Below are 14,680 nucleotides of genomic sequence, written 5' to 3'. Positions count from 1 at the left end.
CCGGGCCCCTCTACCCTGGCGCGACGTGACCTCCCCTGACGGCCTCCGCCCGGTCGACGTCCTCACCGTCGCCGCGGTCGCGGACGTGACGCCGTCGGTCCGCCGGGTGCTGCTCACCGGGACCGCCGCCGCCGTCGCCGCCGCCGGCCCCACCGTCAACCTCCTCGTGCCGAGGGTCGGTGACCCGGCGCCGCGGTGGCCGCAGGTGGCCCGCGACGGCCGCATCGTCTGGCCGATCGGCGCGCACGGGGTCAGCCTGCGCAGCTACACCGCGCGCCGGCAGGACCCCGCGACGGGCCGGCTGGAGATCGACTTCGTGCTGCACGGCGACGGGCCGGCGGCCTCGTGGGCGGCGGCCGCCGCACCGGGCGCGCAGCTGGCCGTCGCCGGCGCCGCCGCGCTGGGCGACCGCCCGGCCGGCCGGCTGCTGCTGGCCGGCGACGAGACGGCGCTGCCGGCGATCAGCCGCATCCTGGCCGCGGCACCGGAGGGCACCCGCGGGGTGGCGCTGCTGGAGGTGGCCGGGCCCGAGGAGGAGCAGGACCTGGTGGCACCGGCCGGCGTCGAGCTGCGCTGGCTGCACCGCGGCACCCTCCCGCCGGGCGGGAGCACCCTGCTGGCCGACGCCGTGGCGGGGCTCGACCGCCCCGCGGGCGAGGACCTGTTCGCCTGGGTGGCCGCGGAGTCGGGGGCGGTCCGCACCGTGCGGGCGGACCTGCGCGGCCGCTGGGGCCTGGGCCGGGCGCAGCACCACGCGATCGGGTACTGGCGGCTCGGCCGCGCCATGGGCGGCTGACAGCTCCGGGGGCCAGGGGCGCGTGAGGGGCGTCCAGGCGATTCACAGGTAGCGTCCAGGGAGGCCGCAGCCCGAGCGGCCAGGGTGGCCCCCATGACCACGGCATCGGCACGCACCGTCGGAGGAACCGTGTCCGCAGAGGCGACCCGCCAGCCGGCCCCCGAGGCCCGCCTGCTGGTGGTGGACGACGAGCCGAACATCCGGGAGCTGCTGTCGGCCAGCCTGCGCTACGCCGGCTTCGAGGTGGTGACCGCGGCGGACGGGCACCAGGCGCTCGCGCTGGCGGAGTCCTTCCGGCCCGACCTGCTCGTGCTCGACGTGATGATGCCGGGCCTCGACGGCTTCGGGGTGGTCCGGCGGCTGCGCGAGTCCGGCCGCCGCACCCCGGTCCTGTTCCTCACCGCACGTGACGCGGCCGAGGACAAGGTGTCGGGCCTGACGCTCGGCGGTGACGACTACGTGACCAAGCCGTTCAGCCTCGACGAGGTCGTCGCGCGCATCCGGGCGGTGCTGCGGCGGACCGCCGGCGCGCAGCAGGCCGCCGAGGCGCCCCGGCTGACCTTCGCCGACATCGAGCTGGACGAGGAGAGCCACGAGGTCCTCAAGGCCGGGCAGCTGATCAGCCTCTCCCCCACGGAGTTCAAGCTGCTGCGCTACCTGATGGCCAACGCCGGCCGGGTGCTGTCCAAGGCGCAGATCCTCGACCACGTGTGGAACTACGACTTCAACGGCGAGGCCAACGTCGTCGAGTCCTACATCTCCTACCTGCGGCGCAAGGTGGACACCACCGAGCCCCGCCTGCTGCACACCATCCGCGGGGTCGGGTACACGCTCCGGCTGCCGCGGGGCGCATGACCGCTCCCCTCCCCCCGGCACCGCGCGGCGGTTCCCGGGTCCCGCTGCGGGTCACGCTCGTGGCGCTCCTGGTGGGCCTGGTCGCCGTCGCGCTGCTGGTGACCGCGCTGGCCACCACGTCGCTGCTGCGCAGCTACCTGACCGACCAGCAGGACGAGTCCCTGCGCTCGACCGTGTCGCAGGCCAGCCCCCGGGTCCTCCAGGCCTGCCTGGACGGCGAGTACCGGGTCACCCCCCAGGGCGCCTACGCCGGCTGCCTGCCCCCCGAGGCCGACGCCGTCGTCGACTTCCAGGGCCCGGCCGACGACGACAGCCTCCCGCGGCTCGACGGCGCCGACGTGGCGGCCGGCGACTTCGCGCACCACCCGCGGACGGTGCGGGCGGAGGACGGCACCCGGTGGCGGGTCATGTCCGGCGAGCTGCCCGGTGGTTACGCGCTGGTGGTCGGGCTGGACCTCGAGGCCGACCAGCGGGCGATCAAGCGGCTGGCCGCGATCGAGGCGGTGGTCGGCTTCGTCGTCCTCAGCGTCCTCGCCGTCGCCGGGAACCTGCTGGTGCGCAACTCGCTGCGGCCCCTGGCCGAGGTGGAGCGCACCGCGCAGGCGATCGCGGCCGGCGACCTGTCGCAGCGCGTGCCCGCGGGCGACCAGCGCACCGAGGTCGGCCGGCTCTCCAGCGCCCTGAACGGGATGCTGTCGCGGATCGAGAGCGCGTTCCGCGCGCAGCAGGCCTCCGAGGCCGAGGCGCGCGGCTCCGAGGAGAAGATGCGCCGGTTCGTCGCCGACGCCAGCCACGAGCTGCGGACCCCGCTGACCTCGATCCGCGGGTTCGCGGAGCTCTACCGGCAGGGCGCGGTCGGCACGGACGAGGACGTCACCCGGCTGATGCAGCGCATCGAGTCCGAGGGCGCGCGGATGGGCGAGCTCGTCGAGGACCTCCTGCTGCTGGCCCGGCTCGACCAGCGCCGCCCCCTCGCCGTCGCGCCGGTCGACCTCGCGGAGCTGGCCGGCGACGCCGTGCACGACGCCCGCGCCGTCCAGCCCGAACGGCCCATCTCGCTGCACCTCGAGGAGGACCTCGCCGACGTGCCGGTCGTGCTGGGCGACGAGGCGCGGTTGCGGCAGGTGCTGGGGAACCTGGTCACCAACGCGCTCACCCACACCCCGCCCGACGCGCGGATCACGGTGACGGTGGGCGCCGACCCGGACCCCGACGTGGTCCAGGTGCGGGTCGCCGACGAGGGCCCGGGCATGGGTCCCGAGGACGCGCGCCGGGCGTTCGAGCGGTTCTACCGGGCCGACAGCTCCCGGACCCGGGCCGACGGGGCGTCGACCGCCGGCGGCACCGGGCTGGGGCTGGCGATCGTCGCCTCGCTGGTGGCCGCGCACGGCGGCTCGGTGGACCTGACCACCGCACCGGGCGAGGGCGCGACGTTCACCGTGCGGCTGCGCCGGGAGGGCCCGCCGGCCGGGGGCGCCGCACCGCCCGCGTAGGGCCGTTTGCCACCATCCCCCGGTGACGACGAACGACGACGGGGCCCCCTTCGACGCCGGGCTGATGGCCGCGACGACCGACCTCGGCGACGCCCTGCGCGAGCTGATCGAGGCCTCGGTGACCACCACGGCGCCGGCCGAGCAGGTCGCCGCGGCGGCCGCGCTGGTGCGCGAGGCGACCGCCCGGATCGGCGGCTCGCGGCGGCCGCCGTCGCAGCTGCCCACCCTCGACGACCCCGCGAGCGGGCGGCGGGTGTTCAACCCGGTCACCGGCATCGGCAACGCGATCGCGCCGCCCCTGGAGGTGCGCCGGGACGGCGACGGCGTCGTCGCCGAGGCCACGCTCGGTCTCGCCTACGAGGGGCCGCCCAGCTACGTGCACGGCGGCATGAGCGCGCTGTACATGGACCAGCTGCTGGGCAGCGCCGCCGGAGCGGCCGGTCTCTGGGGCATGACAGCCCACCTCGAGCTGGACTACCGCGGCCCGCTGCCGCTGCGCACGCCGCTGGTGTTCCGCGCCTGGGTGGAGAGCAACGAGGGCCGCAAGTCGGTCATCGCCGGCTCGATCGCCCTCGCGTCGGATCCCGGGCGCCCGCTGGTCGAGGCCCGCGGCATCTTCGTCATGCCGCGCCCGGAGAAGGCCCAGGCGTACTTCGGCGCGATCACCGACGCGCGGGGCAACCACCGCCCGCCGCAGCGCCCGGGCGACGCGACGTCCGTCGAGTGGAGCTGACCGGCCGCGGCGAGACGATCGTCACGCCGGCGCGGCCGGCCCATCGGGGAGACTGGGCCGGGAATCCGCGCCCCCGTGGGGCGGTTGCACCGCCTTCGAGCCCTGTCCCCGACCTCCGGAGCCCTGCGCGTGACCACTCCTGACTACCGGCTCAGCCAGCTGGAGACGCTGGAGGCCGAGTCGATCCACGTGATCCGCGAGGTCGTGGCCGAGCTCGAGCGGCCCGTGCTGCTCTTCTCCGGCGGCAAGGACTCCATCGTCATGCTGGAGCTGGCCCGCAAGGCCTTCGCACCGGCGCGCATCCCGTTCCCGGTGATGCACGTCGACACCGGGCTGAACTTCCCTGAGGTGCTGGCCTTCCGGGACCGGCGGGTCGCCGAGCTGGGCGTGCAGCTGGTCGTGGCGTCGGTGCCCGAGGCGATCGCCGCCGGCACGGTCAAGGAGGAGCCCAACGGCTCGCGCAACCGGATCCAGACCCCGGTGCTCCTGGACGCCGTCGAGAAGCACGGGTTCACCGCTCTCTTCGGCGGCGCCCGCCGCGACGAGGACAAGGCCCGCGCCAAGGAGCGGATGTTCTCCTTCCGCGACGAGTTCGGGCAGTGGGACCCCAAGAACCAGCGCCCCGAGCTCTGGGACCTCTACAACGGCCGCATCCACCTCGGTGAGTCGATCCGGGTGTTCCCGCTGTCCAACTGGACCGAGCTGGACATCTGGCAGTACATCGCCCGCGAGGAGATCGCGATCCCCGAGCTGTACCTGGCGAAGGAGCGCGACGTGGTGGAGCGGCAGGGGATGCTCTACGCGGTCAACGAGTTCATCACCCTGCGCGAGGGCGAGCAGGTCCGCCGGGAGTCGGTGCGCTACCGCACCGTGGGCGACGCGAACCTGACCGCCGCGGTGCCCTCCCGGGCCACCACCGTCGAGGAGGTCATCGCCGAGATCGCGGTGACCCGGATGACCGAGCGCGGCGCGACCCGCGGCGACGACAAGGTCAGCGACGCCGCCATGGAGGACCGCAAGAAGGAGGGCTACTTCTGATGCGGGCCCTCCCGGCGGCGTCGCCGGCGCACGAGCAGCACGCGCACGACGACGGCGAGCAGCACCAGCCCTGTCGTCCAGCCCACCCGTTCGGCGACCAGCGGCGACGGGCTGCCGAGCAGATCGGTGATCCACGCGCCCACGGCGTAGCCCACGACGTAGCCGAGGAGGACGACGAGCAGCGCGGGCGTCGCCACCGCGAACACGAACACGCGCACCTCCCGCGGGCCTCCCGCCCCAGGGTGCGCCGCCCCGCCGTCCGCTGCCAGGAGACCGCCCGATGACCCCCGTCGAAGAGCCCGTCGACCTGCACTCCGCGGCCGCGGAGCAGGCCCACGACATCGCCGTCGCCCGCAAGGACATCCTGCGGATCGCCACCGCCGGGTCGGTGGACGACGGCAAGTCCACCCTGATCGGCCGGCTGCTGTACGACAGCAAGGCGGTGTTCGAGGACCAGTACGAGGCGGTCGAGCGGGCGAGCAAGGGCGACTACGTCGACCTGGCGCTGCTCACCGACGGCCTGCGCGCCGAGCGCGAGCAGGGCATCACCATCGACGTCGCCTACCGCTACTTCGCGACGCCGCGGCGCACCTTCATCCTGGCCGACACCCCGGGCCACGTGCAGTACACGCGGAACATGGTCACCGGGGCCTCGACCGCGGACCTCGCGATCGTGCTCGTCGACGCCCGCAAGGGCATGGTCGAGCAGAGCCGCCGGCACGCCTTCCTGGCCTCGCTGCTGCGGGTGCCACACCTCGTCGTGGCGGTCAACAAGATGGACCTGGTCGACTGGTCGGAGGAGCGCTACGAGGCGATCCGCGACGAGTTCACCGCCTTCGCCGCCAAGCTGAACATCGCCGACCTCACCGTCGTCCCCATCTCGGCGCTGCACGGCGACAACGTCGTCACCCGGTCGGCGAACACGCCCTGGTACGACGGCTCCTCGCTGCTGCACCACCTCGAGCACGTGCACGTGGCCAGCGACCGCAACCTCGTGGACACCCGGTTCCCGGTCCAGTACGTCATCCGGCCGCAGTCCGACGCCCACCACGACTACCGCGGGTACGCGGGCACCGTGGCCAGCGGCGTGCTGCGCCCGGGCGACGAGGTCCTGGTGCTGCCCAGCGGGCTGACGACGACGGTCGCCGCCATCGACGGCCCGCGCGGCCCGGTGGCCGAGGCGTTCGCCCCGATGTCGGTGACCGTGCGGCTGGCCGACGACCTCGACGTCTCCCGCGGCGACCTCGTCTGCCGGCCGGCAAACGCGCCGCACGTGGTCCAGGACCTCGACGCGCTGGTGTGCTGGATGACCGACGAGCCGCTGCGCCCGCGCCAGCGGCTGGCGGTCAAGCACACCACCCGGACCGTGCGCGCCATGGTCAAGGACCTGGTCTACCGGCTCGACGTGAACACGCTGCACCGCGACCAGGAGGCCGGCGAGCTGGGGCTGAACGACATCGGCCGCGTCCGGCTGCGCACCATGCAGCCGCTGTTCGTCGACGACTACGCCCGCAACCGGGTGACCGGCCGGTTCATCCTGGTCGACGAGGCCACCAACGCGACCGTCGGCGCCGGGATGCTCGTCGCCGGCTAACCCAGGGCGACCGGGAGGGATTCGAAGCCGCGCAGCGTCTGCAGGTCGCGGCGTTCGGGACGGCCGGCGACCCGCAGCCGCGGGTAGCGCTCGGTGAGCGTGCGCAGCGCGACGACCGCCTCCAGCCGGGCCAGCCCGGCGCCCAGGCAGTAGTGGATGCCGCCGGAGAAGGCCAGGTGCTCGCGGGCGTTGGGCCGGGTGACGTCGAAGCGGCCGGGGTCGGGGAACACCTCGGGGTCGCGGTTGGCCGCACCGAGCAGCAGGGTGACCCGGTTGCCGGCCCGCACCCGGCGCCCGGCGAGCTCGACGTCGGCGCGCGCGGTGCGCCCGGTGAGCTGCACCGGGCTGTCGAACCGCAGGACCTCCTCGACCGCGCCGTCCCAGCCCGCCGGGTCGGCGGCGAGGGCCTCCCACTGGTCGCGGTGCGCGTCGAGCAGGACGACGGCGTTGCCGAGCAGGTTCACCGTCGTCTCGAAGCCCGCGCCGAGCAGCAGCATGACCGTGGCGTGCAGCTCCCGGTCGGTGAGCGCCTCCCCCGCCGGCAGCGTCACCAGCGTGCTCACGAGGTCCTCCCCCGGCTCGGCGCGCAGCCGGGCGAAGTGCTCGTCGAGGAAGCCGTGCATCGCCCGCAGCGCGCGGTCGGCGGCCAGGTAGCGCCGCAGCGGCAGGCCCGGGTCGAGCGTCGCCGCGGCGGCCGCGCCCCAGCGGAGGAAGTCCTGCCGCCGCTCGGTCGGGACGCCGAGGAGGTCGGCGATGACGAGCACCGGCAGCTGCGCGGCGAAGGCGTCGACCAGGTCGACGGTGCCGGCGCGGCTGCGCCCGAGGTCGTCGAGCAGCCGGTCGGCGGTCGCCTGGATGGCCGGCTCGGACGCCGCCGTCGCCCGCGGGGTGAACGCCCGGCTGACCAGGCGGCGGAAGCGGGTGTGCTCCGGCGGGTCGACGACGAGCATCGACGGCGGCTCGGCCACCCCGGCGGCACCGGCGTCGTCACCGAACTCGAGCGCCCAGCGGATGGGCCGGGGCGCACCGCTGCGGTCGAACCCCACACCGAAGCGGTCCGACCGCAGCACCTCGTGCGCGACGGCGTGCGACGTCGTGACCCACCCCAGGCCGCTGGGGGTGAGCGGACCACCCGCCCGGAGCTGCTCGTAGAGCGCGTAGGGCTCCTCGCGGACGGCACGGTCGCGCATGAGCCGGCCGACCAGGTCGCCCCGGCGGGCGCTCCGGCTGAGGTACGCCGCCGGCAGCCCGTGGCGGACGGCCCAGCGGGCGGCGGTGCGCGCGGGGCGGAGGGCCAGGGTCGCGGCGTCGGAAACTGCCAGGCTGGTCATGGCCGCAGTCTGCCCGGACGCGACCGGTCCCGGCGACCCTCGCGGGGCACCGGGACCGGGAGGTGCGGTTCGGCTGGGCTCAGGCCTCGTCGGCCGGCTCGGGCGCCGAGCCCGGGTCGCCGTTCCAGTCCTTGCCCGCGACGTCGGCGTGCTCGGACGCGCTGTCGGTCTGCCCGGCGACGGTCGCGACCATCTCCTCGTCGCTGAGGCCCTCGCCGGCGGCCTGCTCGGTCGGCTCGCTCATGGCCGTCCCCTTCCGTGTCGCGTACTGGTCCCCCGGCCCCTCCCCGATCACGGGCGGTGGCAAACCAGCGGCTGCGTCACAGGCCCGGCGGGCTGAGCTCCACCCACACCCGCTTGCCGCCGTCGTGGTCCTCGCACCCCCAGCGCGCGGCGATCGCCTGGACCATCTGCAGCCCGCGACCCCGCGGGCGCTCCCCCGACAGCCCGAGGACCACCGGCCGGACCGCGCTCCCGTCGACGACGGCGATCCGCAACCAGTCCTCGGACAGCGAGAGCTCGAGCGTCAGGACCGACTCCCCGCCCACGTGGTCCACGACGTTGGCGACCAGCTCGGTGACGAGCAGCGCCGCGTCCTCCTCGTCGTGCGGCGCGCGCCAGGAGCGCAGCAGCTCGCAGGTGAGGCGCCGGGCCGCCCGGATGCTCGCCGGGGTGGGGGTGAGGTCGATGCCGGCGAGGAGGGTGGACATGCGGTGGGTTCCGTTCCGTCGGCATTCGGCGGGGCACAACTTTGTTGGTCGCCATCTTGATGTGACACCGGTCGCTTGCGCAAGGACCCGTTGCACGACACGCCCGTTGCGGGCAACGGCGGGTTTCGGAAGGTAGTGTGCAACAAGAACGTGCCACTCCTACTCAGGGACGAGCTGTGTCCGACCTCCCCGCCACCGACCCGGCGGCCGACGCCCTGGCGCACCTCGTCGCCGAGATCGACCGCTCCGTCGCCGAGCTCGAACGGGCTCGCCACCGTGCCGAGCGGCTGCTCCACGAGCGCGGCACCGGCCGGCCGTGGCTGGACGTGGTCACCGCGGAGTCGCGTCCGCTCGTCGTCGAGAGCGTGTCCGCGGTGCTCGCCGGGCTGGCCGGCGCCGGGCACGGCTGGCGCCGGGAGCAGGCCCTCGCCCTGCAGCGTGAGGCGGTGAGCATCAACCGCATCGCCGCGCTGTTCGGCGTCACGCGGCAGCGGATCTCCGCCCTGCTCAAGGAGTAGCCGGCCCCCGGCCCGCCCGACCGAGATGACCGACCGTCCGGTCGGGCGGGTGGCTAGTGTGACCTGCATGACCGTGCAGCTGACCAAGGACTCCATCGACCTGGGGCTCGTCGCCAAGGACCCCGCGGCCTGCCTCACCTTCTACCGCGACGTGCTCGGCCTGGAGGACCTCGGCGAGTCGCCGATGCCCGGCGGGACCATGCACCGCCTCGGGTGCGGGACGAGCGTCCTCAAGGTGATCACGCCGAAGAAGCCCCCGGCGGCCGAGGCGCCGCCCGGCGGTCTGCGTGGCGGCACGGGGTACCGCTACTGGACGATCAGCGTGTCGAACCTCCCCGAGGTCGTCGCCGCCTGCGAGCGGGCCGGGCACCCGGTGGTCGTGCCGCAGACGGAGCTGCGCCCCGGGGTCTCCATCGCGATGATCGAGGACCCGGACGGCAACTGGGTGGAGCTGCTCGGCGAGGCGTGACCGCCGGCCGGGCGCCGGGTCCCCGGCGCCCGGCCCGACCGCTCAGTAGGCCGCGCGGGCCGGCGCGGACTGCCCGGACATCGGCTTGATGACCGGCGTCTCGTGCTCGGAGGACACCACCTCCACGACCGAGGGGCGACCGCGGACGGCGAACGCCTCGTCGAGCGCCGCGCCGACGTCCTCGACCCGGTCGACCCGGACCGCGTGCGCGCCGAGGCTGCGGGCGTTGGCCGCGTAGTCGACGTCCGTGAAGTCCTGCGACACGTGCTCCCCGCCGTACCGCCGCTGCACCTCGTGCTTGTTCCACCCGAGCACGGAGTTGTTCAGCACGACCGACACGACCGGCATCCCGAACCGGGTGAGGGTCTCCACCTCGGTCAGCGAGTACCCCCAGCCGCCGTCGCCGGCCAGGCAGACGACGCGCCCGGGGCTGCCCTGGTCGGCCAGGCCGAACGCGGCTCCGGTCGCCGCCGGCAGGCCCCAGCCGAGCCCGGCCACCCCACGGGGCGCCAGGATCCGGCGGCCGGGCTCCTCCACCCGCCAGCCGGAGCCCATCCAGCCCGAGGAGAGGCTCGCGTCGGTGACGACCAGGTCCGCGCCGGTCAGGCGGGCGCCGATCAGCCGGACGACGTCCTGCGGCTTGACCGCGTCCCCCTGGCGCGGCCGGGCGAGCAGCGGCTCCCCCGCCCACCACTCCCCCGCCCGCCGGCCGACCTCGGCCCGGTCCCAGTCGAAGGACAGCTCCGCGGTGGCGAGGGCGTCCAGCAGGGCGCGCATCCCCAGCGCGGCGTCCCCGTGCAGGCCCACCGCCGGTGCGTTGCGGCCGATCTCCTCGGCGTCGACGTCGAGGTGGACCACGGCGGCGCCGGGCGCAGGCAGGTCCCAGCCCAGCGTGGCGGCCTGCCCGAGCTTGGCACCGACCACGATCAGGCAGTCCGCCTCCGCGAGCAGGTCGTTGGCCACCGGGACGCCGAAGGAGCCGGAGATGCCCGCCGCCAGCGGGTGCGTCTCCTCGACCAGCCCCTTGCCGCTGATCGTCGTCGAGAACGGCACGCCGAGCCGTTCCACGAGCGCCCGCGCCTCCGGTCCGGCGGCTGCGATCTGCGCGCCGCCCCCCAGGAGCAGCATCGGCCGGCGGCTGTGCCCGATCACCGTCGCCGCCGCGCGGACGGCGTCCGGGTCGGGCGCGCTGCGGAACCGCGGGTACCGGGCGTCCACCGCGGGCAGCGGGCCCTCGACGGCCTCGGCGGAGAAGACGTCGTCCGGGATCTCGACCACGACCGGCCCCGGGCGGTTGGACGTCGCCACCCGCAGCGCCTGCCCGACGACGTCGTCGACGGCCTCGGGCACGCCGACGTGGCCGAACCACTTCGCGCACGGCTCGAGGAACGACCGCTGCTCGAACCCCTGGGAGGCCGAGCCGAGGTGCCGGCGGTGCTCCCAGGCCCGGGGGATGTCGGCGACCACCGCGATCAGCGGGATGGAGGAGCTGCGCGCCTCCACCAGCCCCGACACCAGGTTGGTGGCGCCCGGGCCGACCGTCGCGTCGCAGGCCCCTGCCCGCCCGGTGGTGCGGGCGTAGGCGTCGGCGGCGAAGACGGCGCTGCGCTCGTCGCGCATCAGCACGTGCCGGATCGCGTCCCGGCGGACGGCCATGCCGTGGTAGAGCGGGGAGGTCTGCCCTCCGGGGACGCCGAAGGCCGAGCCGATGCCGGCCTCCACGAGCAGATCGACGACGCGCTGGCCTACGTGCATCAGGTGACTCCCTGTCGTTGGTGCGTGGGGGTGGGGCTGGGCGGTACGACCGGCCCGGCAGGTGCGCGGGCCAGGGTCTCGGGGATGAAGAGGACGGCGACCGCGCTGAGGGCCAGGGCGACGACCCCCACGCCGAACGTCGTCGCCGTGCTGAGGTGCTGGAGGAGCAGGCCCACGGTCACGGGCCCGACGAACAAACCCAGCCCGGACGACGTCCGGTGGATGCCGACGGCGACGCCGCGGATGCTGGGGTCGGCGACGTCGGCCAGGATCGCCGGCAGCGCGGCGCCGGCCAGCCCCATCCCGATCCCGAGCGCGAGCACGCCGGTCCAGGTCGCCGCGACCGAACCGACGACCAGGCCGGCCAGGCCGGCGCAGAGCACGCCGGTCCCCGCAAGTAGCACCGGGCGCCGGCCGAACCGGTCCGCGGCCGGGCCGGCGACGAACAGGCAGATGCCGTTCGCCACGGCGGCGGCGCCGAGCAGGAGACCGACCAGCAGGGCGCTGTACCCGAGGTCGTCGCGGGCGAGGACCGGTACCGCGGTGTTGCGCAGCCCCGCGACCATCCAGAACAGCACGAAGGTCACGCACAGGCTGACCGCGAAGGACCGGTTCGTCATCAGCCGGGACAGCGGGCCGCGGCGCGGGACGGCCTCGCCGGACGGGTGTGCGTGGGCCAGGCCCGGCAGCACGAGGATCGCGACCAGGGAGAGGAGCAGCGAGACGACGGCCGTCGCCGCGTAGAACCAGAACGGCCCGGTGACGCCCCAGGCGGTGACCGCCACGCCACCCATCACCGGCGACAGCGACACCCCCAGCAGGACGACGCCCTGGTGCAGCGAGAGGAACCGGGCCATCCGGCCGTCGGGCAGCGCGGCGATGATCGACGAGAGGGCGGCGGTGTTGTGGACCGCGGACCCGGCTCCCTGAACGATCTGCGCCGAGAGCAGCGCCCACAGCGGGGGCTCGAGCCCCGCCGCCACCGCGCCGCCGACGGTGAGCAGGCAGCCGGTCGTGGCCGCGCGGGCGAAGCCGAGCCGGTCGGCGAGCAGCCCGCCCGGGATGGAGAAGAGCAGCCGACCCAGGGCGAACGCGCTGAGCACCCAGCCGGACTCCGCCACCGTGAGACCCCGGCTGTCGGCGAGCTGCGGCAGCCCCGGGGCCAGCAGCGCGACGCCCGAGACCATGAGGAAGGTGGCCACGGTGACCAGGGCGAAGCCGGTGCCGGTGCGCAGCGGCGAGCCGGCCCGCTCGGGGCCGGCGGCTGGTTCGCCCTGGGTGCTCACCTCGCCGGCTCGTGGACGTGCGCCCGGGCGTCCTCGTCGACCGACCACCGGTCCGGCGGTCCGGGCCGGACCTGCGCCCGCCCCTCGCGCACCAGCCGCTCGAGGTGGCTGTGCGTCTCCCCCAGCGCGGACCGCCGCTGCAACCCGCGCAGCTCGTCCCACGACCGGGACCAGGAGATGGTGGTCGCCACCTCCCACACCGTCGAGGCGCCGCCGCGCAGCACCGCCTCGACCTGGTCCAGGCGGTCGCGGTGGTGCTCGGCCAGGACGTCGATCCGCCCGTCGAGGTCCGGGATCGGCCACTCGTGGCCGGGCAGCCCCAGGAGCGCTCCCGATCCGCGGAGCTTGGCGATCGAGCGGCGGTAGTGGCCCAGCGGGTCCTCCCCCTGCTGGGGCCGCTGCGAGATGTTCGGGGTCACCCGGGGCAGCACGTGGTCGCCGGTGAAGGCGATCCGCTGCGCCTCGTCGACGAAGCAGAGGTGGCCGCGGGTGTGCCCGGGGGTGTGGACGGCGGTCGTCGTGCTGCGGCCGGGCAGCTGCTGGCCGTCGTGGAGCAGCCGGTCGGGGCGCACCCGGGGCGTGGTGGCCGCGATGACCGCCGCGTGGTCGCGCAGCGCCTGCACCTCGTCCGGCGGTGCACCGGCGGCGTGCAGCCAGGCCACCATCTCCTCGAGGACGGCCGCGACCTCCTCGTCGGCGGAGGGGATGCGGTCGGCCTCCAGCGGGTGCATGCCGATCCAGGCCGAGGTGTGCTCCCGCAGCCGGCCGGCCAGCCCGTAGTGGTCGGGGTGGATGTGGGTGATCGCCACCCCGGCCAGGTCGGCCGGCTCGGCCCCGGCCAGCGCCAGCCCCCGCCGGAGCGCGGCCCAGCACTCCTCGGAGTCCCAGCCGGCATCGACCAGCACGAGACCGGAGCCGGCCTCCAGGAGGTAGGCCAGCGTGTAGCGGAGCGGGTTGGGGAACGGCAGCGGCAGGCTCCACACGCCGGGCGCGACCTCGCCCGGCTCGGGCACCGTGCGCTCGGGCACCGTGCGCTCGGGGACCTGCCGCTCGACCACCTGCCGCTCAGCCATCGGCGCCGTCCGGGAACCCGAGGAGGACCTTGCCCCGCTTGCCCGAGGACGCCAGCCGCTCGAACGCCGCCACCGCCTCCGTGTGCGGGAAGCACGCCTCCACGTGGGCGACCAGCCGCCGCCGGGCCAGCAGGGGGACGACCTCGTGGGCGAAGGCCTGCACCGCGAGCGCCTTCTCCTCCGGCGGCCGGTTGCGGAGGTTGGTGCCGGTCAGCGAGGCGCGCAGCCGGATGAAGGGCCGCAGCGCCAGCTCGACGGCGTCCCCGGCGGCGACGCCGACGACGACGATGCGCCCACGGGGTGCCAGGACCGACGGCAGCCGGGCCAGGTTCGGGCCGCCGACCAGCTCGATCACCAGGTCGAAGCGGCCCAGCCGGTCCACGTCCCCCGCGAGCAGCTCCTCCTGGGCCAGCGCCTCGGCGCCCAGCGCCCGGATGTGCTCCAGCCCGGTGGCCGACCGGCTGGTGCCGACGGCGGTGCCGCCGAAGGCGGCCACCAGCTGCAGGGCGGCCGCCCCCACCCCGCCGTTCGCGCCGTTCACGAGCACCCGGTCGCCGGGCCGGAGCCGGCCGACGGTCGCCAGCGCGTCGTGCGCGGTGATGAACGCCTCGGGGATCGCCGCGGCCTCGTCGTCGCCCAGCTCGTCCGGAACCGGCGCCAGGCACCGGTCCTCGGCCACGACCCGCTCGGCGAACCCGCCGCCGTCGACCAGGCCGAAGACCCGGTCACCGGTGCGCCACCGCACCACCCCGGGACCGCAGCGCTCGACCGTCCCGCAGACCTCGATCCCGCCGATGTCGGCCGGCGCCCCGGCGGGCGGCGGGTAGCGGCCCTCGCGCTGGGCGATGTCGGCGGGGTTGAGCCCGACCCGCCGCACCCGGACGAGGACCTCCCCCGGCCCCGGCTCGGGCACCGCCCGCTCGGCCACCCGGACGACCTCGTTGCCGCCCGCCCCCTCGAACACGATCGCCTGCACGCACCCACCACCCTCTCGTCGAACCGGTTCCTCGCCCGAGCACCACCGCGCCG

Annotated in this window: 16 protein-coding genes; 8 read left to right on the top strand and 8 right to left on the bottom strand. The window is 75.4% G+C overall.

Annotated features, from left to right (window positions below; all coding sequences use genetic code 11):
• Positions 1-25 precede the first annotated feature (25 nt).
• The 5 genes from DQ241_RS02935 (at position 26) to cysD (ending at position 4,915) form a co-directional block, all read left to right on the top strand.
• On the top strand, positions 26-796 hold the full coding sequence (locus DQ241_RS02935; protein WP_113828620.1) for a siderophore-interacting protein: 771 nt from the start codon (positions 26-28) through the stop codon (positions 794-796).
• Positions 797-889: 93 nt separating this feature from the next.
• The gene (locus DQ241_RS02930) at positions 890-1,651 is read left to right on the top strand and encodes a response regulator transcription factor (RefSeq protein ID WP_370444368.1); all 762 of its coding nucleotides are present in this window, start codon (positions 890-892) and stop codon (positions 1,649-1,651) included.
• Positions 1,648-3,144: a cell wall metabolism sensor histidine kinase WalK gene (locus tag DQ241_RS02925; RefSeq protein ID WP_113828618.1), complete on the top strand. Its 1,497-nt coding sequence runs from the start codon at positions 1,648-1,650 to the stop codon at positions 3,142-3,144. The genes DQ241_RS02930 and DQ241_RS02925 overlap by 4 nt, the downstream gene beginning before the upstream one ends.
• Positions 3,145-3,166: 22 nt before the next feature.
• Positions 3,167-3,877 carry a PaaI family thioesterase gene (locus DQ241_RS02920; RefSeq protein WP_233492170.1) on the top strand — a complete coding sequence of 237 codons (711 nt, stop codon included), beginning with the start codon at positions 3,167-3,169 and terminating at the stop codon, positions 3,875-3,877.
• A 129-nt stretch (positions 3,878-4,006) separates the two neighbouring features.
• Complete coding sequence (gene cysD, locus DQ241_RS02915) at positions 4,007-4,915, top strand: sulfate adenylyltransferase subunit CysD (RefSeq protein WP_113828617.1); 909 nt, start codon at positions 4,007-4,009, stop codon at positions 4,913-4,915.
• Here cysD and DQ241_RS02910 read toward each other — a convergent pair.
• A complete protein-coding gene (locus DQ241_RS02910; protein WP_233492169.1) occupies positions 4,906-5,127 on the bottom strand; it encodes a hypothetical protein in 222 nt (73 codons plus the stop codon). The two genes, cysD and DQ241_RS02910, sit on opposite strands and share 10 nt — an antisense overlap.
• 68 nt (positions 5,128-5,195) lie before the next feature.
• On the opposite strand from DQ241_RS02910, the gene DQ241_RS02905 reads away from it, so the two are divergent.
• Complete coding sequence (locus DQ241_RS02905) at positions 5,196-6,509, top strand: sulfate adenylyltransferase subunit 1 (RefSeq protein WP_233492168.1); 1,314 nt, start codon at positions 5,196-5,198, stop codon at positions 6,507-6,509.
• Here the strand turns inward: DQ241_RS02905 and DQ241_RS02900 are convergent.
• From DQ241_RS02900 to DQ241_RS02895, 3 genes are all read right to left on the bottom strand, one after another.
• Positions 6,506-7,840: a cytochrome P450 gene (locus DQ241_RS02900; RefSeq protein ID WP_113828615.1), complete on the bottom strand. Its 1,335-nt coding sequence runs from the start codon at positions 7,838-7,840 to the stop codon at positions 6,506-6,508. The two genes, DQ241_RS02905 and DQ241_RS02900, sit on opposite strands and share 4 nt — an antisense overlap.
• 79 nt (positions 7,841-7,919) lie before the next feature.
• The gene (locus DQ241_RS20795; protein ID WP_199584016.1) at positions 7,920-8,084 is read right to left on the bottom strand and encodes a hypothetical protein; all 165 of its coding nucleotides are present in this window, start codon (positions 8,082-8,084) and stop codon (positions 7,920-7,922) included.
• A 76-nt stretch (positions 8,085-8,160) separates the two neighbouring features.
• Positions 8,161-8,550, bottom strand: a complete 390-nt coding sequence (locus tag DQ241_RS02895; protein WP_113828614.1) for an ATP-binding protein — start codon at positions 8,548-8,550, stop codon at positions 8,161-8,163.
• A gap of 176 nt (positions 8,551-8,726) precedes the next feature.
• On the opposite strand from DQ241_RS02895, the gene DQ241_RS02890 reads away from it, so the two are divergent.
• Positions 8,727-9,068, top strand: coding sequence for a hypothetical protein (locus DQ241_RS02890; protein WP_113828613.1), 342 nt, complete (start codon positions 8,727-8,729; stop codon positions 9,066-9,068).
• Positions 9,069-9,135: 67 nt separating this feature from the next.
• Positions 9,136-9,537, top strand: a complete 402-nt coding sequence (locus DQ241_RS02885) for a VOC family protein (protein WP_158545863.1) — start codon at positions 9,136-9,138, stop codon at positions 9,535-9,537.
• Between the two features lie 42 nt (positions 9,538-9,579).
• Here DQ241_RS02885 and DQ241_RS02880 read toward each other — a convergent pair whose 3' ends face one another.
• The 4 genes from DQ241_RS02880 to DQ241_RS20360 are packed head-to-tail and all read right to left on the bottom strand — an operon-like array spanning position 9,580 to position 14,627.
• Entirely contained in the window at positions 9,580-11,292 is a 1,713-nt protein-coding gene (locus DQ241_RS02880) for a thiamine pyrophosphate-binding protein (protein ID WP_113828611.1), read from the bottom strand.
• Positions 11,292-12,578 carry an MFS transporter gene (locus DQ241_RS02875; RefSeq protein WP_113828610.1) on the bottom strand — a complete coding sequence of 429 codons (1,287 nt, stop codon included), beginning with the start codon at positions 12,576-12,578 and terminating at the stop codon, positions 11,292-11,294. Before DQ241_RS02875 ends, DQ241_RS02880 begins: the two co-directional genes overlap by 1 nt.
• Positions 12,575-13,651, bottom strand: a complete 1,077-nt coding sequence (locus DQ241_RS02870) for an MBL fold metallo-hydrolase (protein ID WP_113828609.1) — start codon at positions 13,649-13,651, stop codon at positions 12,575-12,577. Before DQ241_RS02870 ends, DQ241_RS02875 begins: the two co-directional genes overlap by 4 nt.
• Complete coding sequence (locus DQ241_RS20360) at positions 13,644-14,627, bottom strand: zinc-binding dehydrogenase (RefSeq protein WP_158545862.1); 984 nt, start codon at positions 14,625-14,627, stop codon at positions 13,644-13,646. Before DQ241_RS20360 ends, DQ241_RS02870 begins: the two co-directional genes overlap by 8 nt.
• Positions 14,628-14,680: the final 53 nt, after the last annotated feature.

Source organism: Blastococcus sp. TF02A-30, assembly GCF_003319185.1.
Lineage (GTDB): Bacteria > Actinomycetota > Actinomycetes > Mycobacteriales > Geodermatophilaceae > Blastococcus.
This window is presented reverse-complemented; position numbering and strand designations above follow the sequence as displayed.

Excerpts from the sequence above, each read along its gene's own strand:
- DQ241_RS02930 (WP_370444368.1), top strand. The coding sequence starts at position 890 with ATGACCACGGCATCGGCACGCACCGTCGGAGGAACCGTGTCCGCAGAG.
- DQ241_RS02925 (WP_113828618.1), top strand. The coding sequence starts at position 1,648 with ATGACCGCTCCCCTCCCCCCGGCACCGCGCGGCGGTTCCCGGGTCCCG.
- DQ241_RS02905 (WP_233492168.1), top strand. The coding sequence starts at position 5,196 with ATGACCCCCGTCGAAGAGCCCGTCGACCTGCACTCCGCGGCCGCGGAG.
- DQ241_RS02900 (WP_113828615.1), bottom strand. The coding sequence starts at position 7,840 with ATGACCAGCCTGGCAGTTTCCGACGCCGCGACCCTGGCCCTCCGCCCC.
- DQ241_RS20795 (WP_199584016.1), bottom strand. The coding sequence starts at position 8,084 with ATGAGCGAGCCGACCGAGCAGGCCGCCGGCGAGGGCCTCAGCGACGAG.
- DQ241_RS02895 (WP_113828614.1), bottom strand. The coding sequence starts at position 8,550 with ATGTCCACCCTCCTCGCCGGCATCGACCTCACCCCCACCCCGGCGAGC.
- DQ241_RS02885 (WP_158545863.1), top strand. The coding sequence starts at position 9,136 with ATGACCGTGCAGCTGACCAAGGACTCCATCGACCTGGGGCTCGTCGCC.
- DQ241_RS02880 (WP_113828611.1), bottom strand. The coding sequence starts at position 11,292 with ATGCACGTAGGCCAGCGCGTCGTCGATCTGCTCGTGGAGGCCGGCATC.
- DQ241_RS02870 (WP_113828609.1), bottom strand. The coding sequence starts at position 13,651 with ATGGCTGAGCGGCAGGTGGTCGAGCGGCAGGTCCCCGAGCGCACGGTG.